Origin of the sequence: Stenotrophomonas rhizophila (assembly GCF_003751305.1) — a bacterium.
Classification (GTDB): Bacteria; Pseudomonadota; Gammaproteobacteria; order Xanthomonadales; family Xanthomonadaceae; genus Stenotrophomonas; species Stenotrophomonas rhizophila_B.
Genome location: NZ_RJKV01000001.1, coordinates 85,541 through 105,864 on the forward strand (window position 1 = coordinate 85,541; position 20,324 = coordinate 105,864).

19 protein-coding genes are annotated in these 20,324 nt (G+C 66.9%); 14 read left to right on the top strand and 5 right to left on the bottom strand.

What is annotated here, in order from left to right; translation table 11 throughout:
• Positions 1–21: 21 nt before the first annotated feature.
• From murC to lpxC, 6 genes are all read left to right on the top strand, one after another.
• Positions 22–1,458 carry a UDP-N-acetylmuramate--L-alanine ligase gene (gene murC / locus EDF74_RS00315; RefSeq protein WP_123728348.1) on the top strand — a complete coding sequence of 479 codons (1,437 nt, stop codon included), beginning with the start codon at positions 22–24 and terminating at the stop codon, positions 1,456–1,458.
• A complete protein-coding gene (locus tag EDF74_RS00320) occupies positions 1,455–2,438 on the top strand; it encodes a D-alanine--D-alanine ligase (protein ID WP_123728349.1) in 984 nt (327 codons plus the stop codon). Before murC ends, EDF74_RS00320 begins: the two co-directional genes overlap by 4 nt.
• Positions 2,435–3,187, top strand: coding sequence for a cell division protein FtsQ/DivIB (locus EDF74_RS00325; protein ID WP_123728350.1), 753 nt, complete (start codon positions 2,435–2,437; stop codon positions 3,185–3,187). Before EDF74_RS00320 ends, EDF74_RS00325 begins: the two co-directional genes overlap by 4 nt.
• A complete protein-coding gene (gene ftsA, locus EDF74_RS00330) occupies positions 3,184–4,419 on the top strand; it encodes a cell division protein FtsA (protein ID WP_017355446.1) in 1,236 nt (411 codons plus the stop codon). Before EDF74_RS00325 ends, ftsA begins: the two co-directional genes overlap by 4 nt.
• Before the next feature lie 299 nt (positions 4,420–4,718).
• A complete protein-coding gene (gene ftsZ / locus EDF74_RS00335) occupies positions 4,719–5,951 on the top strand; it encodes a cell division protein FtsZ (protein WP_019182482.1) in 1,233 nt (410 codons plus the stop codon).
• A gap of 216 nt (positions 5,952–6,167) precedes the next feature.
• On the top strand, positions 6,168–7,079 hold the full coding sequence (lpxC, locus tag EDF74_RS00340) for a UDP-3-O-acyl-N-acetylglucosamine deacetylase (RefSeq protein WP_123728351.1): 912 nt from the start codon (positions 6,168–6,170) through the stop codon (positions 7,077–7,079).
• A gap of 296 nt (positions 7,080–7,375) precedes the next feature.
• Here the strand turns inward: lpxC and EDF74_RS00345 are convergent, their stop codons facing one another.
• The gene (locus EDF74_RS00345; RefSeq protein ID WP_123728352.1) at positions 7,376–7,816 is read right to left on the bottom strand and encodes a DUF721 domain-containing protein; all 441 of its coding nucleotides are present in this window, start codon (positions 7,814–7,816) and stop codon (positions 7,376–7,378) included.
• Positions 7,817–7,828: 12 nt separating this feature from the next.
• Between EDF74_RS00345 and EDF74_RS00350 the strand changes: the two genes are divergently transcribed.
• The 3 genes from EDF74_RS00350 (at position 7,829) to EDF74_RS00365 (ending at position 13,152) form a co-directional block, all read left to right on the top strand.
• Entirely contained in the window at positions 7,829–8,779 is a 951-nt protein-coding gene (locus EDF74_RS00350; RefSeq protein ID WP_019182479.1) for a M23 family metallopeptidase, read from the top strand.
• A gap of 168 nt (positions 8,780–8,947) precedes the next feature.
• Positions 8,948–11,680 (top strand): preprotein translocase subunit SecA, encoded by a 2,733-nt coding sequence (gene secA, locus EDF74_RS00355; RefSeq protein ID WP_123728353.1) that lies wholly within the window; start codon positions 8,948–8,950, stop codon positions 11,678–11,680.
• 512 nt (positions 11,681–12,192) lie between these two features.
• Positions 12,193–13,152, top strand: a complete 960-nt coding sequence (locus EDF74_RS00365) for a Nudix family hydrolase (RefSeq protein WP_123728355.1) — start codon at positions 12,193–12,195, stop codon at positions 13,150–13,152.
• Here the strand turns inward: EDF74_RS00365 and EDF74_RS00370 are convergent.
• On the bottom strand, positions 13,142–13,708 hold the full coding sequence (locus EDF74_RS00370) for a DUF4124 domain-containing protein (RefSeq protein ID WP_123728356.1): 567 nt from the start codon (positions 13,706–13,708) through the stop codon (positions 13,142–13,144). The two genes, EDF74_RS00365 and EDF74_RS00370, sit on opposite strands and share 11 nt — an antisense overlap.
• Before the next feature lie 50 nt (positions 13,709–13,758).
• Complete coding sequence (gene metF / locus EDF74_RS00375) at positions 13,759–14,586, bottom strand: methylenetetrahydrofolate reductase [NAD(P)H] (protein ID WP_123728357.1); 828 nt, start codon at positions 14,584–14,586, stop codon at positions 13,759–13,761.
• Positions 14,587–14,710: 124 nt separating this feature from the next.
• Here metF and EDF74_RS00380 point away from each other — a divergent pair, with 124 nt between their 5' ends.
• The 5 genes from EDF74_RS00380 (at position 14,711) to EDF74_RS00400 (ending at position 19,083) form a co-directional block, all read left to right on the top strand.
• Positions 14,711–15,601, top strand: a complete 891-nt coding sequence (locus EDF74_RS00380) for a TIGR01777 family oxidoreductase (protein WP_123728358.1) — start codon at positions 14,711–14,713, stop codon at positions 15,599–15,601.
• 121 nt (positions 15,602–15,722) lie between these two features.
• Complete coding sequence (locus EDF74_RS00385; RefSeq protein ID WP_123728359.1) at positions 15,723–16,643, top strand: alpha/beta fold hydrolase; 921 nt, start codon at positions 15,723–15,725, stop codon at positions 16,641–16,643.
• 20 nt (positions 16,644–16,663) lie between these two features.
• On the top strand, positions 16,664–17,734 hold the full coding sequence (locus tag EDF74_RS00390; protein ID WP_260232161.1) for a sensor histidine kinase: 1,071 nt from the start codon (positions 16,664–16,666) through the stop codon (positions 17,732–17,734).
• Complete coding sequence (locus EDF74_RS00395; RefSeq protein ID WP_123728361.1) at positions 17,731–18,471, top strand: LytR/AlgR family response regulator transcription factor; 741 nt, start codon at positions 17,731–17,733, stop codon at positions 18,469–18,471. The genes EDF74_RS00390 and EDF74_RS00395 overlap by 4 nt, the downstream gene beginning before the upstream one ends.
• A 54-nt stretch (positions 18,472–18,525) precedes the next feature.
• The gene (locus EDF74_RS00400; protein ID WP_123728362.1) at positions 18,526–19,083 is read left to right on the top strand and encodes a DUF3228 family protein; all 558 of its coding nucleotides are present in this window, start codon (positions 18,526–18,528) and stop codon (positions 19,081–19,083) included.
• Between the two features lie 171 nt (positions 19,084–19,254).
• On the opposite strand, the gene EDF74_RS00405 is transcribed toward EDF74_RS00400, so the two are convergent.
• A complete protein-coding gene (locus EDF74_RS00405) occupies positions 19,255–19,770 on the bottom strand; it encodes a hypothetical protein (RefSeq protein WP_123728363.1) in 516 nt (171 codons plus the stop codon).
• Positions 19,770–20,243 carry a Cys-tRNA(Pro) deacylase gene (gene ybaK, locus EDF74_RS00410; protein ID WP_123728364.1) on the bottom strand — a complete coding sequence of 158 codons (474 nt, stop codon included), beginning with the start codon at positions 20,241–20,243 and terminating at the stop codon, positions 19,770–19,772. Before ybaK ends, EDF74_RS00405 begins: the two co-directional genes overlap by 1 nt.
• Between the last annotated feature and the right edge of the window lie 81 nt (positions 20,244–20,324).

The following is a 20,324-nucleotide window of genomic DNA, read 5'->3' on the forward strand; positions in this document are numbered from 1 at the left end:
CAGCCTGGCGCGAGGCCGCGCATGATCCGCCGCCTCCACGACACCAACGACCTGGTACGCGCGTTCCCGCGCGTGCACTTCGTCGGCATCGGCGGCACCGGCATGAGCGGCATCGCCGAAGTGATGCTGACGCTGGGCTATGAAGTGTCCGGTTCGGACAATGCCGACAACGCCGCGACCCGCCGCCTGGCCGGCCTGGGTGCGCGCGTGATGCGCGGCCACTCGGCCGCCAATGTGCTCGGCACCGACTGCGTGGTTGTCTCCAGCGCGATCCGCGATGACAACCCGGAACTGATGGAAGCGCGCAGCCAGCGCATTCCGATCATGCCGCGCGCGGCGATGCTGGCCGAACTGATGCGCTTCCGCCGCGGTATCGCGGTGGCCGGCACGCACGGCAAGACCACTACCACCAGCCTCACCGCCGCGGTGCTGAGCGAAGGCGGGCTGGACCCGACCTTCGTGATCGGCGGCCAGCTGCTCGCCGCCGGTGCCAACGCCAAGCTCGGCGGTGGCCAGTGGCTGGTGGCCGAAGCCGACGAGAGCGATGGCAGCTTCCTGCGCCTGAACCCGCTGGTCTCGGTGATCACCAACATCGATTCGGACCACCTGGAAAACTACGGCAACGATTTCGCCCGCGTCCAGGCCGCGTTCGCCGAGTTCCTGCAGCGCCTGCCGTTCTACGGGCTGGCGGTGCTGTGCATCGACGATCCGGAAGTGGCCGCATTGGCTTCGCAGACGCCGCGCCATGTCATGAGCTATGGCATGAGCAGCAACGCTGACGTGCGTGCCGAGGACGTGGTCCAGGACGGCCCGCGCATGCATTTCACCCTGCGCCTGCCGGAAGGCAGCAGCCACCCGGTGACGCTGGCCCTGCCGGGCGCGCACAACGTGCTCAACGCGCTGGCCGCCGCCGCCGTGGGCTGGCAGCTGGGCGTGGCCCCGGACGCGATCGCGCGTGCGCTGGAGAGCTTTGCCGGCATCGGCCGCCGCTTCAATGACCTGGGCATCGTCACCACGCACACCGGTGCCAAGGTCCGCGTGATCGACGACTACGGCCACCACCCGCGTGAGCTGGCCGCCGTGTTCGCCGCCGCCCGCGGCGGCTGGCCGAGCCAGCGCCTGGTGGTTGCCTTCCAGCCGCACCGTTACAGCCGTACCCGCGATCAGTTCGATGCCTTTGCCGCTGTGCTGTCCGAAGTGGATGCGCTGGTGCTGAGCGAGGTGTACCCGGCCGGCGAAGCGCCGATCCCGGGCGCCGATTCGCGTTCGCTGGCCCGCGCCATCCGTGCGCGCGGCCGCAGCGAGCCGGTCGTGGTCGGCAACGCTGCCGAGCTGGCGCACGTGCTGCCCGATGTCCTGCAGGACGGGGATCTGCTGCTGATGATGGGGGCCGGCGACATCGGCTACATCGCCCAGCAGATTGCCGGCGAAGGCTTCCAGGAGACCCCGGCCGCATGAACGCGCTGACCTTCCCGCCGCTGCGCCTCACCGACCCGGCCATGTTCGGCCGCGTCGCCGTGCTGCTGGGTGGCACCTCCAGCGAGCGCAACGTCTCGCTGGATTCCGGCCGCAACGTGATCGAAGCGCTGCGCGCGCGCGGCGTCGATGCGATTGCGGTCGACGGCATCCCGGCCCTGGCGCTCGCGCTGGTCGAGAAGCGCTTCGACCGCGTGTTCAACATCCTCCACGGCCATAACGGCGGTGGCGAGGACGGCATCGTGCAGGGCCTGATGGAAGCCTTCGGCGTGCCGTACACCGGCTCGGACGTGCTCGGCTCGGCGCTGAGCATGGACAAGATCCGCACCAAGCAGGTGTGGCTGTCGCACGGGCTGCCGACCCCGCGCTTCATCGCGCTGGACCAGGCCTCCGATGTCCACGCCGCTGCGGCCGAGCTCGGCCTGCCGGTGGTGGTCAAGCCGGCCAATGAAGGCTCCAGCGTCGGCATCAGCCGCGTGGTGGAAGCGGCCGGGCTGGATGAGGCGGTCGCGCTGGCGGTGCGTTATGACGGCCAGCTGCTGATGGAGCAGATGGTGGTCGGCGACGAGTTGACCGTGGCGATCCTGGGCGACCAGGCGCTGCCGTCGATCCGCATCGTGCCCAAGGGGCAGTGGTACGACTACAACGCCAAGTACATCGCCGAGGACACTCAGTACCTGTGCCCGGGCCTGGAAGGCGAGGATGAAATCGAGATCCGCCGCCTCGCGCTGGCCGCGTTCCGCGCGGCCGGTTGCCGTGGCTGGGGCCGGGTGGACGTGATGCGTGACCGCAGCACGGGCCGCTTCTACCTGCTGGAAGTGAACACCGCGCCCGGCATGACCAGCCATTCGCTGGTGCCCAAGTCGGCCGGCCAGGCGGGGATCGGCTTTGAAGAGCTGGTCTGGCGCGTGCTGGAACAGACCCTGCCGGGTCACGCCGCACAGGAGCACCGCCACGCATGAACGCGGTGCTGCGCATCTTCGTCTGGTTGCTGGCCCTGTCGGTCGTGGCACTGCCTGTGGTGGCGGTGCTCAACGGCTGGGTCGGTGCCGAGCGTTGGCCGTTGGCCAAGCTGCGTGTGCACGGTGAGTTCAAGCGGGTGCCGGCCGAGCAGCTGCAGCAGGTGGTGCTGCCGTATGCGAGGTCCGGCTTCTTCGCGGTCAAGCTGCAGGATGCGCAGGACGCCATCGAAACGCTGCCGTGGGTGGAGAGCGCGCAGGTCCGCAAGCAGTGGCCGGACGTGCTGGAAATCACCCTGGTCGAGCACAAGCCGTTCGCGCGCTGGGGCAACGACCGCCTGCTCTCCGAGCAGGGCAAGCTGTTCGCCACCCCGAAGAAGCTGCAGGACCTGGAACTGCCCGACCTGGATGGTCCGGACAGCCAGACCGAAGAAGTGGTGGCGCTCTACAACGATGCACGCGCACTGTTCGCGCCGGCCGGCGTGGACGTCAAGCGGGTCACCATGGACGCACGCGGCAGCTGGTCGCTGGTGCTGAGCAATGGCACCGAAGTCGTCGTCGGCCGCGACGATGCCCGTTCGCGCCTGCAGCGCTTCGTACGCGTGCTGCCGCAGCTGGCCAATCAAGCGGCGCCGATCGAGCGCGCCGACCTCCGATACACCAATGGTTTCACGCTGAGCTGGGGTACCCCGGCCCCGGCCGCGCCGGCCGAACCGGCCAATGTGGCGCACAGGACGCAGGACAGGACATGAATCGCAAGGGTGACAAATCACTGATCGTTGGTCTGGATATCGGCACCTCCAAGGTGGTGGCGCTGGTCGGCGAGTATTCGCCGGGCAATCCGATCGAGGTCATCGGCATCGGCTCGCACGAATCGCGCGGTCTCAAGCGCGGCGTGGTGGTGGATATCGAATCGACCGTGCAGTCCATCCAGCGTGCGGTCGAAGAAGCCGAACTGATGGCCGGCTGCGAAATCCGCTCGGTGTACGCGTCGATCTCCGGCAACCACGTGCAGTGCAAGAACTCGCCCGGCATCGTGCCGATCCGCGACGGCGAAGTGACCTGGGGCGACCTGGATCGCGTGCTGGACGCGGCCAAGGCGGTGGCGATCCCGGCCGACCAGAAGATCCTGCATGCGATCCCGCGCGAGTATGTGCTGGACGATTCGCAGGAAGGCATCCGCAACCCGGTCGGCATGACCGGCGTGCGCCTGGAAGTGCATGCCCACCTGGTGGTGTGCGCACAGTCGGCGGCGGCCAACATCTCCAAGTGCGTGCAGCGCTGCGGCCTGCAGGTCGATGACCTGGTGCTCTCTTCGCTGGCCTCCAGCGTGGCTGTGCTGACCGCCGACGAGCGCGAGCTGGGCGTGGTGCTGGTCGACATGGGCGCCGGCACCACCGACCTGGCCGTGTTCGTGCAGGGCGCGATCTGCCACACCGCCTCGCTGCCGATCGCCGGCGACCACGTCACCAACGACATCGCGCACATGCTGCGCACGCCGACCCCGGAAGCCGAGCAGATCAAGGTGCGCTATGCCTGCGCGCTGGCCCAGCTGGCCACTGCCGAGGAAAGCATCCAGGTGCCCAGCGTCGGCGATCGTCCGCCGCGCCGGATGCCGCGCCACGCACTCGCCCAGGCAGTGCAGGGCCGCTACGAAGAGATCTTCGAGATGGTGCAGGCCGAACTGCGCCGCTCGGGTTTCGAAGAACTGGTGCGCGCCGGCATGGTGCTCACCGGCGGCGCGTCGAAGATGGAAGGCGTGGTCGAACTGGCCGAGGAAATGCTGCAGATGCCGGTGCGCGTGGGTATTCCGCAGCACGTCACCGGGCTGGGCGAAGTGGTGGGCAACCCGGTGCATGCCACCGGCGTGGGCCTGCTGTTGATGGGCAGCCAGATCGAACACCCGCGTCGCCCGTCGCTGCCCACCGGCCGCGCCGGCAGCATGTTCAAGAAACTCAAAACCTGGTTCCGCGGCGAGTTCTGATCGTGGACCGCAACACGCAGTACACATGCAATAAGCGATAAGCAGTTCCCGAAAAATCCACACACCGTCCACGCAACACCGCAACACCGCAACACACCGCAACAGAACGCATCACGACCTACACAGCAAGCGCATTACCCGGCCACCTGGCCGACCATTGAAGCAGGCAACACCGCCGCGGTTGGCTCTATCCGGCCCGGCATACCAACTACAACTCGCCGGCACGATGGGTGGGGAGGACAGGAGAAGGATTCTCCGAAGCCCCCGTCCCGCGTAAACGGCAACACGAGGACACGGACATGGCGCATTTCGAACTGATTGAAAAGATGGCACCCAATGCGGTGATCAAGGTGATTGGCGTGGGCGGCGGCGGCGGCAACGCTGTGGCGCACATGGTCAGCACCAGTGTGGACGGCGTGGAATTCATCACCGCCAACACCGACTCGCAGGCCATCAAGAATTGCGGTGCCAAGCTGCAGCTGCAGCTGGGTACCAACGTCACCAAGGGCCTGGGCGCAGGCGCGAATCCGGAAGTCGGCCGCCAGGCCGCGCTGGAAGACCGTGAGCGCATCATGGACGCCCTGCAGGGTGCGGACATGGTGTTCATCACCGCCGGCATGGGCGGCGGTACCGGCACCGGTGCCGCCCCGGTCGTGGCACAGCTGGCCAAGGAGATGGGCATCCTGACCGTCGCCGTGGTCACCAAGCCGTTCCCGTTCGAAGGCCGTCGCCGCATGCAGGTCGCGCTGAAGGGCATCGAAGAACTGAGCCAGCATTGCGATTCGCTGATCACCATCCCGAACGAAAAGCTGATCACCGTGCTGGGCCGCAACGCCACCATGATCCAGGCCTTCCGTGCCGCCAACGACGTCCTCCAGGGCGCCGTGCAGGGCATCGCTGACCTGATCGTGCGTCCGGGCCTGATCAACGTCGACTTCGCCGACGTGCGCACCGTCATGTCCGAAATGGGCCTGGCAATGATGGGCACCGGCACCGCGCGTGGTGATGACCGTGCCCAGGCCGCTGCCGAAGCCGCCATCCAGAACCCGCTGCTGGACGATGTGAACCTGGCCGGTGCCAACGGCATCCTGGTCAACATCACCGCCGGCGCCGACTTCACGATGGCCGAGTTCGACGAGATCGGCCGCACCATCGATGGCTTCGCGTCCGAAGATGCCACCGTGGTCGTGGGTACCGTGCTGGATCCGGACATGCAGGACGAAGTCCGCGTGACCGTGGTCGCCACCGGCCTGAACCGTGCCGTCACCGCCAAGACCCAGCGTCCGGGCGAGCGCGCACCGATCAAGCTGGTCCGCAATGCCACCACCGGCCAGCCGGAGTTCGGCGAGTTCGACAACGGCGGCGATGCGGTTTCCAAGGCCGTGGGCGGGATGGGCATGGGCATGGGCCTGCGTCGTCCGAGCGCCGACACCGTGGCACCGTCGGCCCCGAGCGCGTCGGGTCCGGCTGCCGCTGAACTGCCGAACGATTACCTGGACATCCCGGCGTTCCTGCGCCGCCAGGCGGACTGAGTACTGCGTGCCGGGGCCTTGTCCTCCCCGGTAAGCATCTCCATGTCCCATGCTGCCGGGCCAGGATCGGCCCGGCAGTCTGACCGCCGTCGTGCAGTGCGCACGTCCGGGCAGTGCTGTCGACGCACCACGGTTCACGGAAGGGACAGCGGTAGTGCGTGTTATTCTTGTTTGTCACAGCCGCGCTGACCGCGCGCTTTCTGGTCCTGCCCCCTGATGATTCCGCAACGCACCCTCAAGAACACGATCCGCGCCACCGGCGTCGGCCTTCACAGCGGTGACAAGGTCTACATGACCCTGCGCCCGGCCCCGGTCAACCACGGCATCGTCTTCCGTCGCGTCGATCTGGACCCGGTGGTGGAAGTGCCTGCGCGTGCGGACCTGGTCACCGAAGTCACCCTGTGCACCGGCTTGACCTATCACGAGGCGAAGATCCAGACCGTCGAACACCTGATGTCGGCCCTGGCCGGCCTGGGTGTGGACAACATCATCGTGGAACTGTCCTCGGCAGAGCTGCCGATCATGGACGGTTCCTCCGGCCCGTTCGTCTTCCTGCTGCAGTCGGCGGGCATCGCCGAGCAGGACGCGCCGAAACGCTTCATCCGCATTCTCAAGACGGTGGAAGTCACCGATGGCGACAAGGTCGCCCGCTTCGAGCCGTACGAAGGCTACAAGCTCGGTTTCACCATCCAGTTCAACCACCCGATGATCCCGGCCAAGCAGTCGCGGGCCGAGATCGAATTCTCGACCCAGGCCTACACCCGGGAAATCTCGCGTGCCCGGACCTTCGGCTTCATGCGGGATCTGGAGTACATGCGCGAGCGCAACCTCGGCCTGGGCGGCTCGATGGATAACGCCATCGTGCTCGACGAGTTCCGCGTGCTCAACGACGACGGCCTGCGCTACGCCGATGAGTTCGTGCGCCACAAGATCCTCGATGCGATCGGCGATCTGTATCTGGCCGGCGGCCAGGTGCTGGGCGCGTATGAGGGCTTCAAGTCGGGCCACGCGCTCAACAACAAGCTGGTGCGCGCGCTGCTGGCCGATGCCAGTGCCTGGGAGTGGGTCAGCTATGACTCGCCCGCAGTCGAGGCACCGGTCGTCTACGGTCTGCCGGCGTACGCCTGAGCCCTGCCATCGCGCAAGTCATTGATTTTAAACAAAATAGAGCGGCGCCCATGGCGCCGTTTCTGTTTCCTGGGGTTTAGACGCGCTGAGAGCCATGTGATCTTGACGTCAATGAACCGTGGGGGTGCACAGCGCACAGATTTGTGAACCTCATCAAGGTTTCTGCCGAATTTAACGTTAATTTAATAAAACACTAACGACTGGCGGCGGTTCCGCCGCTACAGTGCAGACCGGCTCCCAGCCAAAGTTCACGTGATCGTGACGCGGCCGGGAAGGGGCGGGATGCCCCGATGGCTTCACGATTTGGACGAATCCACATCGCGGAGACAGGCCAACGCGTCGCGTAGCCCTTTGTGCGTGGCGGCTGAAACAGCGTGGGGGCCATTCCTGTTATCGATCGCTGGGGAGCGTGGGGGAGGGGCAGACGCTGTTTTGACGGTCACCTTGGTGACCTTCAGCCCGATGGACCGGGCCGCGTCGATCAACTGTGCTTCGGCAAGCCGGACCTTGGCGTGCCACACGGGAGATTCGACGAGAAAAACGAGGTGCTCGCCGTTTACATTCGCCAGCCGGCAACGGGTGGCCAGTGCAGGCGGTAAATGGGGGCGCAATTGACGGTCCAGCGCGTCGAGCCACAAGGCACGACGCAGCGGGTTACCGGCTTTGTCCCCCATGACCGCATCCAGCGCCGGCTTCGGCGTAGATGGGGAACGGGCACTGGATTTCGGCTCAGACATGAAAACTCACTGATGGCATTCAAAAAGATCGTAATCAAAACGCGTGAAGGACAGGCCAAGACGCCGCTGGCGCGTTTGCGTTTCTACTTCGAAGATTCCCCCCGGGCCCTGCTGGGCAGTGTGCTGGGGGTGGGCTGCCTGATCGGCTTCGGTGCCGGTATCGGTGGCAGCATGTTCAACGATTCCCGGCTCCACGCCAAGGTCGCACAGCAGGAACGCGAACTGGCGCAGGCCCAGAAGGACGCTCAGACCCAGGTCAACGCGCTGGCTGCGCGGATGGGCGAGCTGCAGGCGCAGGCCACCCGTCTCAATGCGCTGGGCGAACGCCTTACCCAGATGGGCAAACTCGAAGACGGCGAATTCGACTTCAACGAGACCCCCGGCCTCGGTGAAGGTGAGCCCGGCCCGACCCAGGACATCCCGGTCAGCGCTGTCAACGCCGACTTACAGGTGCTGGAGCAGCGCTTTGCTGCTTCAGGCCGCCAGCTGTCGGTGATGGAATCGCTGATGTTCGATCACCAGCTCGAACAGAACGCCGTGCCCTCGCGCATGCCGATCCGCAATACCTACATCACCTCCAACTTCGGGACCCGCAGCGATCCGTTCGGTCGTGGTGCGGCCACCCACAAGGGCATGGATTTCCACGCCAAGGTCGGTGACCCGGTGATGTCGGTGGCCGACGGCGTGGTCAGCTTCGCCGGTGTGAAGGGCGGCTACGGCAATGTGGTCGATGTGGACCATGGCAACGGTTATGTGACCCGCTATGCGCATAATTCGCGCCTGGTGGTGAAGCCGGGCGATCTGGTCCGGGCCGGCCAGGAAGTGGCCAAGGCCGGTTCCACGGGCCGTTCCACCGGTGCCCACGTGCACTTCGAGGTCTGGGAACGCGGCCAGGTGGTCAATCCGCGCAAGTTCCTCGGTGATGGCGGCAACACCCCGGTCGGCCGCGTTTCGCGGGGCTGATCACGGTAACGAACTTGAACGGGGGTGCTTGAAACGCCGGACCCCCGTCCCAAGCTACAATGGGTGTTGCCATAGACAGGGCGCGGTGCGCCCTGTTTCGTTTGCGGCGTGCGCATCCCCCGGGGAAAGCGCCGCCGTTGGGGCGTCTCATTCCAACCGGTTCCTTCAATGATCAACAGCCTGCTTACCCGCGTCTTCGGCAGTCGTAATGAACGACAGCTGCGCCAGCTCAACCGCATCGTCGCCAAGGTCAATGCGTTGGAGCCGGAAATCGAAAAGCTCTCCGACGAGCAGCTCAAGGCCAAGACCCCGGAATTCAAGCAGCGCATCGCTGACGGTGAAGCCCTGGACAAGGTGCTGCCGGAAGCCTTCGCGGTCTGCCGTGAAGCCAGCCGCCGCGTTCTGGGCATGCGCCATTACGACGTGCAGCTGATCGGCGGCATGGTCCTGCACCTGGGCAAGATCGCGGAAATGCGCACCGGTGAAGGCAAGACCCTGGTCGCCACGCTGCCGGTCTACCTCAATGCGCTGGAAGGCAAGGGCGTCCACGTGGTCACCGTGAACGACTACCTGGCCCGCCGTGACTCGGCGCAGATGGGCAAGCTCTACAACTGGCTGGGCCTGAGCGTGGGCGTGGTCTATCCGGGCATGCCGCACGGTGACAAGCGCGAGGCCTATGCCAGCGACATCACCTACGGCACCAATAACGAATTCGGCTTCGATTACCTGCGCGACAACATGGCGCTGTCCCGTGCGGACCGTCACCAGCGCGGCCTGCACTACGCGATCGTCGATGAAGTCGACTCGATCCTGATCGATGAAGCCCGTACCCCGCTGATCATTTCCGGCCCGGCCGATGATTCCCCGGAGCTGTACATCCGCGTCAACCGCATCGTCCCGAACCTGATCAAGCAGGAGGCCGAGGAAGGCGAGGGCGATTTCTGGGTCGACGAGAAGGGCAAGCAGGTCCATCTGTCCGAAGCAGGCATGGAGCATGCCGAGGCGCTGCTGGTCGAAGCCGGCATCCTTAATGCCGAGACGGAAGGCCTGTACGCCGCGCAGAACCTGACCGTGGTGCATCACCTCAACGCGGCGCTGCGCGCGCATGCGATCTACCAGCGCGACGTGGATTACATCGTGCGCGACGGTGAAGTGGTGATCGTCGATGAATTCACCGGCCGTACCCTGGCCGGCCGCCGCTGGTCCGATGGTCTGCACCAGGCGGTGGAAGCGAAGGAAGGCGTGCCGGTCCAGCGCGAGAACCAGACGCTGGCCAGCATCACCTTCCAGAACCTGTTCCGCATGTACAAGAAGCTGTCCGGCATGACCGGTACGGCCGATACGGAAGCCTACGAGTTCCAGAGCATCTACAACCTGGAAGTGGTGGTGATCCCGACCAACCGCCCGACCATCCGCAAGGACGGTTCGGACCAGGTCTTCCTCAACCGCAACGGCAAGTTCAACGCGGTGCTGGCCGATATCCAGGCCTGCAACGAGCGCGGCCAGCCGGTGCTGGTGGGTACCACCTCGATCGAGACCTCGGAGATGCTGTCCGAGCATCTGACCAAGGCCGGTGTGCACCACGAAGTGCTCAACGCCAAGCAGCATGACCGCGAAGCGACCATCATCGCCAACGCCGGCATGCCGGGCGCGGTGACCATTGCCACCAACATGGCCGGCCGTGGTACCGACATCGTGCTGGGCGGTTCGCTGGAAGCGCAGCTGCACGAGCTGGGCGAAGAGGCGACGCCGGAACAGCGCGCCCAGGTCAAGGCCGAGTGGCAGGTCCGCCACGATGCGGTCAAGGCGGCCGGTGGCCTGCACATCGTTGGCACCGAGCGCCATGAGTCGCGCCGTATCGATAACCAGCTGCGTGGCCGTTCGGGCCGCCAGGGCGATCCGGGTTCGTCCCGTTTCTACCTGTCGCTGGAAGACAACCTTATGCGCATCTTCGCCTCGGACTGGGTCCAGAAGGCGATGCGCATGATGGGCATGAAGGAAGACGACGTCATCGAGGATCGTCTGGTCAGCCGTCAGATCGAGAAGGCGCAGCGCAAGGTCGAAGCGCACAACTTCGATATCCGCAAGAACCTGCTGGACTTCGACGACGTCAATAACGATCAGCGCAAGGTGATCTACAGCCAGCGCGATGAGCTGCTGGACGCCGAGTCGGTGAAGGACAACGTGGATGGCATCCGTGGCGATGTGATCTTCGATGTGGTGGCGCGTTTCGTGCCGCCGAACTCGATCGACGAGCAGTGGGACCTGCAGGGTCTGGAAGCCACGCTGGCCTCGGACTTCGGCATCGATATGTCGGTGACCGAACTGGTCAAGTCGCACGAGGAGCTGGACGCCGAAGGCATCGCCGAGAAGGTGCAGGCCAAGGTCGACGAGCACTTCGCGGCGAAGGAAGCCGGCGTGGGTGACGAGACCATGCGCGCGCTGGAGAAGCACGTGATGCTGACCGTGCTGGACCAGAGCTGGAAGGAGCATCTGGCGCGCATGGATTACCTGCGCCAGGGCATCTACCTGCGTGGTTATGCGCAGAAGCAGCCGAAGCAGGAATACAAGAAGGAAGCCTTCGAGCTGTTCTCGGAGATGCTGGAGAACGTGAAGCGCGAAGTGGTGACGTTGCTGGCGCGCGTGCGCATCCGCAGCGAAGAGGAAGTGGCTGCGCTGGAGCAGGCCGAGCGCCAGCAGGCGGAGGCCCGTCTGCTGCAGTCGCAGTTCCAGCATCAGGACGCGGGCGGTTACGGTGCGGACGAAGAGGCTGCGCAGGTGGAAGCGGCGCAGAATGGCGTGGCGCAGGTCAGCCGTGATGAGCCGAAGGTCGGCCGCAACGATCCGTGCCCGTGCGGCAGCGGCAAGAAGTACAAGCACTGCCATGGTCAGCTGAGCTGATCGGTTGATTGGCTGATCGACTGATCGGCTGTTTGGAAGTGCTGAAGAAGCCCCGCCTGGTGCGGGGCTTTTTTGTGGTTCGTCGCCATCGGCGTGGCGCCTCGAATGTCCATGGCGTGAGGCGACCGGGCAGCCCCGTCCAGGACACGCCGTAAATACATCCTTGTAGGCTCGACACCCGCATCCATGCGGGTGACGGTCCTTCCCGGAGCAGCCCGGTCGCCTCGTGACAGTAGGCTGCGGTAGCGGTGGGTAGATCAAGGACCGCTTTGCGCACTCCCACCACACGCGAGCGCCGTAGCGGCCGGCAGGCTCCTGGGCAAAATCAAGGAGGAGGCCGTCGCCGCCAGGCGGCGGCCGGGGGACATTTGCCGAGGGGCCTATCGGTCGCTGCGGGGCCCTCACGCTCGCGGTAGACCTGAGCGAAGACACCACCAGGAAATCCGCACTCCACCTCGACGGTACCCTCAGGGGCATTGCGTCACCCGGCCCGCTTTGGGCATCCTCCGGGTATGTCATCTCCCCTTCGTTCGATCCATGTCGTGGCCGGCGTCATCACCGATGCCCGTGGCCGCATTCTGCTCAACCGTCGTACCGAGAACCGCGATATGGCCGGCCTGTGGGAATTCCCGGGCGGCAAGCGGGAGCCCGGCGAGACCTCCGAGGAGGCGCTGGTGCGGGAGCTGCGCGAGGAGCTGGGGATCGAGGCGGAGATCGGTGAGTGGATCATGGACGTGCCGCAGATCTACCCGGACAAGCGGCTCCGGCTGGAGGTGCGCCGGATCCAGAGCTGGAAGGGCTCGCCGCGAGGCCGCGAGGGACAGGCGATCACCTGGGTGGCGCCGGACAAGCTGCACCGGTATTCGATGCCGCCGGCCGATCTGCCGGTGGTGGCGGCCCTGCGGCAGCCGGATCGCTACCTGATCACGCCGGAGCCGGAGGGTGAGGAGGACAGCGTCCACCAGGCCTGGTTGGGGCGCCTGGCGCAGGCGCTGGAAAGCGGGGTGCGCCGGGTACAGCTGCGCACGCCGTCCAGCCCGGCACGGGTGGCGCTGGCCGAGCAGGTGATCCAGCAGCACGGGCCGCGCACGCAGTGGCTGGTGAATCGGGATATCGAGCTGGCCGCTCGGTTGGGGGTCGGCGTGCATCTGGGCAGTGAGCAGCTGCTGGGGCTGGATGCGCGGCCGCTGGCCGCCGGTCAGCTGGTCGCGGCGTCCTGCCACGACCTGACGCAGCTGCAGGCGGCGCAGCGGCTGGGCTGCGATTTCGCGGTGCTGGGGCCGGTGCAGGCGACGGCCAGCCATCCAGGCGCGGCACCGCTCGGCTGGGAGGCGTTCGAGGCGCTGCGCGAGCAGGTGTCGTTGCCGCTGTATGCGCTCGGCGGGATGACCCCCGGTGATATCGAGGAGGCGCGTCGCCACGGGGCGCAGGGCATCGCGGCGATCCGGTCGCTGTGGCCGGCTACAGCGTGATCCAGAAGCAGCCGTACTGACGGCGCAGGCCGAACACGGTCCTGGCCGGGGTGGCGGTGCTGCCGAGGGTCTGTTCGATGCGCAGGCCGACCGGGCGGGGACGCGAGGGCGCCTCCACAGGACCCGCAGCGGCGAGCGCCGGGTCCACCATGACAGGCGCGCTGTCCGGGTAGACCGGCGCGATGTCGATCAGCGGGCGCTGCACCACCGATTCCAGGCGGCCGATGATGTGGTTGGCGGTGGCGTTGGAGACGTTGCTCCAGAGGTAGATCGAGGACAGCCGGTTGACGTCCTGTGCGCTGACCGCGTCGCGGATCTGCCCGGTCAGCTCACTGAGCCGGCGCGCGCAGCCGGCGCGGTAGATGCCGGTGTTGCCGACGCTCGCGGTGCGTGGGGGCATACGGGAGGTCGCACCCAGTGCATCGCAGCGGCGATCGGTGAAGACGGTTTCGCCCTGCGCAGTGGTGCAGCGGTTCACGCGCTGCGGCGCCTGCGCCAGGGCAGGCGGCGAGGGAAGGCACAGCGCACACAGCAGGAGCCACACGAGCGGTTTCATCGCAGCAGCGTAGCGGCGTGGGCGTTATCTGCAAGCGATGCGTGGCGGCCTCAGCCGCGCAGCAGTTTCAGCACCTGGGTGGTCGGCTTGGCCAGGTTGAGGGTGTAGAAGTGCAGGCCCGGCGCGCCGCCGGCGACCAGGCGTTCGCACAGGCTGGCCACCACCTCGGCACCGAACGCGCGGACCGAGTCGGCATCGTCACCGTAGGCCTGCATGCGCTTGCCGATCCAGCGCGGAATCTCGGCACCGCACTGCTCGGAGAAGCGGCGCAGCTGGCTGAAATTGGAGATCGGCATGATGCCCGGCACGATCGGCACGGTGACCCCCAGCTTGCGCACCGCATCGACGAAGTGGAAGTAGGCGTCGGCGTTGAAGAAGTACTGGGTGATCGCCGCATCGGCACCGGCGTCGATCTTGGTCTTGAAGTGCTTCAGGTCCAGCAGCGCGTCGTTGGCCTGCGGGTGGGTCTCCGGATACGCGCCCACTTCGATCCGGAACGCATCGCCGTGCTCGGCGCGGATGAAGCTGATCAGGTCGGAGGCATAGCGCAGGTCACCGGGGTGGCCCATGCCGGAGGGCAGGTCACCGCGCAGGGCGACGATGCGGCGGCAACCGATCGCGCGGTACAGCTTGAGCAGTTCGCGGATCTCCTCGCGGCTGCCACCGACGCAGGACAGGTGCGGGGCCGCATCGAAGCCATGGTGCTGCTTGAGGTGACGGACGGTCTCGGAGGTGTAGCTGAGCGTGGAGCCGCCGGCACCGAACGTACACGACACGTACTCCGGCGCGAACACCTTCAGCTTGGCCGCGGTCCGGTCCAGCTGGGCGCGCTGCTCGTCGGTCTTGGGCGGATAGAACTCGAAGCTGATGGCGGTCATGGGCGGGGCGCGTCGGCGGGTGTGGCTCAATCATATCTCTTCATCGCGATGAATGTGAAGTGCGTCGCATGCGCCGTGCACATCCCCGGGCTTACAGTGATGGCTACCTCAAGGAGCAACCGCCATGCAGATTCTCGTCACCGGTGGCACCGGCTTCATCGGGCGCAGCCTGTGCACGCGCCTGCTGGCCGAGGGCCATGACCCCATCGTCCTGACCCGGCGGCCCGGCCGGAACCCGCAGCCGGGCGTGCGCAGCGTTGCAGCGCTGGAGGAGGTCGGGCCGGTCCAGGCGGTGGTCAACCTGGCCGGCGAGCCGTTGATGGATGGCCGCTGGACCGATGAACGCAAGCAGGCGTTGCGCGATTCCCGGATCGGCACCACGCAGGCGCTGCTGGCCTGGATGGCCGCGTTGCCTGAACGCCCCCAGGTGCTGGTGTCCGGCTCGGCGATCGGCTGGTACGGCCCGCGCGACAGCGCGCCGTTGGATGAGACGGCCTCCCCGGGGCACGACTTCGCGGCGATGCTGTGCCGGCACTGGGAGGCCGAGGCGCTCAAGGCCGAGGACCTCGGCGTGCGCACCTGCGTGCTGCGGACCGGCATCGTGCTCGAACGTGAGGGCGGCGCACTGCAGAAGATGCTGCCGCCGTTCCGGATGGGGCTCGGCGGGCCGATGGGCGATGGTCGGCAGTGGATGAGCTGGATCCATCGCGAGGACCTGGTCGGGATGATTCTGTGGCTGCTCACTCGCGATCAGGCACGCGGCGCCTACAACGGCACGGCGCCCGGCACGGTTACCAACCGCACCTTCGCCACCACGCTGGGCGAGGTGCTGCATCGTCCTGCACGGCTGACCACTCCGGCGTTCGCGTTGAAGCTGGGCTTCGGGGAAATGAGCGGGCTGCTGCTGACCGGGCAGAACGTTCAGCCGGCGCACGCATTGGCCGAGGGGTTTGTCTTCCAGTATCCATCGCTGGCGGCGGCCTTGCAGGCCATCGTGGGCGCGCCGGATCGCTGAGGCGCGGATGTTGATCCGCCGCTGCCGACCGCTCACTGCCGGTCTGCGGCCGCTGCTCATGTAATCGCCCCGGCGGCGACGCCCTGCGGCAGTCTCCATGCTCACCCAGCAGGAGCCTGCCATGTCGACCGTCCGTCCCCGCCGCATCTACTTCATCGCCCCGTTGGCTGCGCTCGCGCTGACCGCGTGGGCCACCTTGGTCAGTCCGGCCCATGCGGCCACCGGGCGCTTCCAGGATCTGCAGGTCGAGGTGATCGGCAGCGGCCGGCCGGTGCTGATGATCCCGGGCCTCAACAGCGGTGCCGACGTCTGGCGCGAGACCTGCGCCGCGCTGCAGCCGCAGGTGCAATGCCACCTGATCCAGCTGCCGGGCTTTGCCGGTGCGCCTGCGGTGGCCAGCGATGACTTTCTGAGCGCCATGCGCGATCGCCTGCTGGCCTACAGCGCGGACCGCAAGCTCGATCATCCGGCTGTGATCGGCCACAGCCTCGGTGGCGTGCTGGCGCTGCAGATGGCGATCGCGGCGCCGCAGAAGATCGGGCCACTGGTGATCGTTGATGCCCTGCCGTACTTCGGCGCGGTCCAGAATCCGGCCGCGACACCGGCCACGCTCAAGCCGATGGCCGAGCACATGCGGGCCGGCATGCTCGCCGCCGACGCCGAGCAGTACGCGGCGCAGACCGACGCCGCGGTTGCCAACATGGCGCACGCCCCCGAGCATGTGGCGACCTTGAAGCAGTGGGGACGCGACAGTGACCGTGCCACCACTGCCAACGCGATGTATTCGATGACCATCACCGACCTGCGCCAGTCGATCGCCGGCATCACAGCCCCGGTGCTGGTGCTGGGCGCGTGGGCGGCCTATCAGCCGTTCGGTGCGACCGAGGCCAGTACGCGGCAGGTATTCGCCACGCAGTACGCCGCGCTGCCCGGTGTGCGGATCGAGATGAGCCGCGCCGGCTACCACTTCCTGATGTGGGATGATCCGCGCTGGCTGCAGACGCAGATCCGGGGCTTCCTTGATCTGCCTGCAGCGCCCTGATCGAGACCGGCGTGGAGACGATGAGCGAGAAGCGGGCAGCACGCGATTCCGGTTTCTGGTGGCGCAACAGCGCGGTGTGGTTGGCCTACCTCGGCGTGAGCCTGCTGCTCGGGTTCACCTACGGCGGGCACTGGTCCGGCATTGTCCTGATCTCTGCGATGGTGTCGCTTTCCCTGTGGGTGGGCAGCGCGTTCATCCGCGGCTATGCGTTGCGGCATGACTGGTTGCAGCGCGATCTGCTGGGATTGACGTGGCGACTGCTGCTCGCGGTGGTGATCGTGGCGGCGGCCGCCCAGGTGCTCACTGCTGCCGCGCTGTTGCCCGCGTTGGCCTGGGACTGGGTGCAGCTGCCGGGACAGCGTGCGAACTATCGCCCGGCCGCTGTCTTCGGCTACTGGTTCAATACCGCCATCGTGCTGAGCGTGTGGTGCGCGCTGTGGACCGGCCGCCGCGCGCTGCAGCGTGCGCGCCACAGCGAGATGGCGCAGCTGCGCGCCGAAGCGCAGCGGGCGACGCTGGAGCACCAGGCACTGCGTGCGCGGCTCAATCCCCACTTCGTGTTCAATGCGCTCAATAACCTGCGTGCGCTGATCAATGAAGACCCGGCGCGTGCACGCGACATGGTCACCCATCTGTCCAGCACGCTGCGCCACGCCCTGGTGCATACCGACGGGGGCTGGGTCACCCTGGCCGAGGAGTGGCGCGTGGTACAGGACTACCTGGCGGTGGAAGCGATCCACTACGAAGACCGCCTGCGGGTGCACACCGACATCGATCCGGTCGCGCTGTCCGCGCGGCTGCCGCCGATGGCGCTGCAGCTGCTGGTGGAGAACGCGATCAAGCATGGCATCGCGGTGCACCCCGGCGGCGGTGAGCTGACGATCCGCGTGCGCCTCGATGGTGGCTGGCTGCGGGTGGAGGTGGACAATCCCGCCGTGCACGACGCCAGCAGCGAAGGCCATGGCATCGGGCTGGCCTATCTGCGGGCGCAATTGGGCATCGACACGCCGCCCTCTTCATCCAGCCGGGGCACGTTCCGGCTGGAGCGACAGGGCGAGCGCATGCTGGCCCGCCTGGAGGTGCAGCAATGAGTGCTTCACTACGCGTGTTGATCGTGGACGATGCGCGGCTGGCGCGCAGTGAGCTGCGCACCCTGCTGGCGGCGATCCCGTGGGTGGCGTGTGTCGGCGAGGCCGACGACGTGCCCGCGGCACGCGAGGCGATCCTGCGCGAGCAGCCCGATCTGGTGTTGCTCGATGTGCAGATGCCCTCGGGCGAGGGCTTCGATGTCCTCGAGGGACTGGAGACGGTGCCGATGGTGGTGTTCGTCACCGCCTACGATCAATACGCGGTCCGCGCCTTTGAAACCAACGCGCTCGACTACCTGGTCAAGCCGGTGGAGGCAGGCCGCCTGCAGGCGGCGCTGGAACGCGGTCGGGAGCGTCTCTCGGCACCGGCCGCCCCCACTGCGGCGGACAGCGTGCGCGATGCGCTGGGCGCCGACGATCAGGTGTTCCTGCGCGATGGCGAGCGCTGCTGGTTCGTGGCGCTCGGGGAAATCCGCAAGGTCGTGGTCGACGGCAACTACGCGCGGCTGTGGTTCCGCGACCAGAACGCGGTGCTGGCACGCAGCCTCAGCACGCTGGAGGCACGGCTGTCGCCAGCGCTGTTCTTCCGCGCCAACCGCAATACGCTGGTCAATCTGCGCCGCGTACGTGCGATCGAGCCGTCCCTCGGCGATGGCTACGACCTGACCCTGGATGATGGCAGCCAGGTGGAGGTCTCGCGGCGGCAGGCCCGCGAGCTGCGTGAGCGGCTGGCGCTGTAGGGGGCGCGCCGCACACGTTACCCTGTGCGGGATCTCCGCCGCCTGACTGTGCCCATGTCCATCGTCCTCACCGCGTTCGCCCGGCCCCGCCTGTTCCCGCGCGTGCCGCGCGGCAACACCATTCAGGACTGCAGCGCCGAGCAGTTCGAACAGCACCTCAATACGCACGCGCCGTTCAAGGTGCTCGATGGCTACGCGCCCTTCTGCAAACTGCATGTGTACGAAAACTGGACCTCCACGCGCTGCCTGACCGTGCCGATCACCGAGGCCAACCGTCACCAGCTGCGCAGTGGTTATGAAGCGCGCAACCGCGAGGAGCTGCCGGTGCTGGTGCGCTGGTTCGAAGGGGTCGAATCGCCGCGCGCGAACTACCTGGTGGTGATCCTGTACAGCGCCGAGCAGTTGGCCAAAGAGGGCTCACCCATCGATGCGGAGTGGGGCATCGTCGGCTGCATCTACACCGCCGAACCGGAGGAAGTGCCGATGGCCCCGATCACCATGATGCGCAATGCGCTGGGCGTGGAAGAGGGGGGCTCGGGCGTGCCGCTGGATCGCGAGGCGTATCAGCGCGCCGTGACGTTCTGGGACAGCAACGCCAACTGGCGGCCCTGAGCGCCCAGGCCCGCTGCACGCCTCCCCTGTAGAGCCGCCCCATGGGCGGCTGCACGCGGACCGGGGCGAGACGCAGCCACGCATCGCGTGGCTCTACAGGTCTATGAAGCGTCCACCTGGATGCCCATGCGCCGGAGCATCGCGCCAGTGCGATATGCAGCGGCGATGAAATCACGCATGCGTTGCGGTTCCCTCCACGGTGGGAACCGCCAGTTTCCACTCCCACCAAGGGTAGTGATACTCGCGGTCGGTGGCCAACCAGTGCGTTGCACAGTCCACGCAGGTGACGGCATGCGCCTCGCCCCAGCCGTCCTCGGCTTCCCCCACGGCATCGATGACAACATGCCCGCGCGTGGCTTCCCGACGCGGATCGAAGAACGGGTAGTGCGGGTAAAGCGCACACAGGCAGCCGGCCCGGTCCCGCCAGAAGCGCAGCCGGCGCAGGGCGAACTGCAGGTGATGGTTATTGGCGAACAGGGCGCCACCCAGCGCGATGGGCGCGGTGGCGCGCTCGATCCGTTCGACCCACGGCGAAAGCGCGTCCAGTTCGGCCGGATCACGGAGCTGGGCGATGGCGCAGGCCGCGCTGTAGATGCGGTCAGGCTCTGACGACAGCAGCGCCTGCAGGTGCTGCGCGCCAGGTCCCTCGGTGGGGGTGGATGGGTCCCGGTTGAAAGGCAAGCGCATCACCGGGCCTTGCCGATGGCGGCATAGCATCCGCCAGTAAGCTGCAGCAGATCGGCCGGTGCCAGCGCCACCTCCAGTCCACGCCGCCCGGCGCTGACGTGCAGCACGGGCAGCGCCCGTGCGCTGGCATCGAGGAAGGTGCGGTGCTTCTTCTTTTGCCCCAATGGGCTGATGCCGCCGACCAGGTAACCGGTCGCGCGCTGCGCCACCTCGGCGTTGGCCATTTCGCATTTCCGGCAGCCGACTGTTGCGGCGAGTGCCTTGAGGTCCAGGGTGCCGCTCACCGGCACGATCGCCACCAGCAGCTCGTGCGTCTCGGTGCTTGCCAGCAGCGTCTTGAACACCTGCGCCGGATCCAGCCCGAGCTGCTGCACCGCTTCGCCACCGTAGGATTCGGCGGCGGCGTCATGGCGATAGGACAGCACGCTGTGCGCGATGCCAGATGTCTTCAGCAGGTTGATGGCCGGGGTCATGGCGGCATCCTAGCGCGGTGCGGACCCGCTGCCTTGACCGAAGCTACTGCGGTCGCTGCGATAATGGCGGCGTTCCCGTCT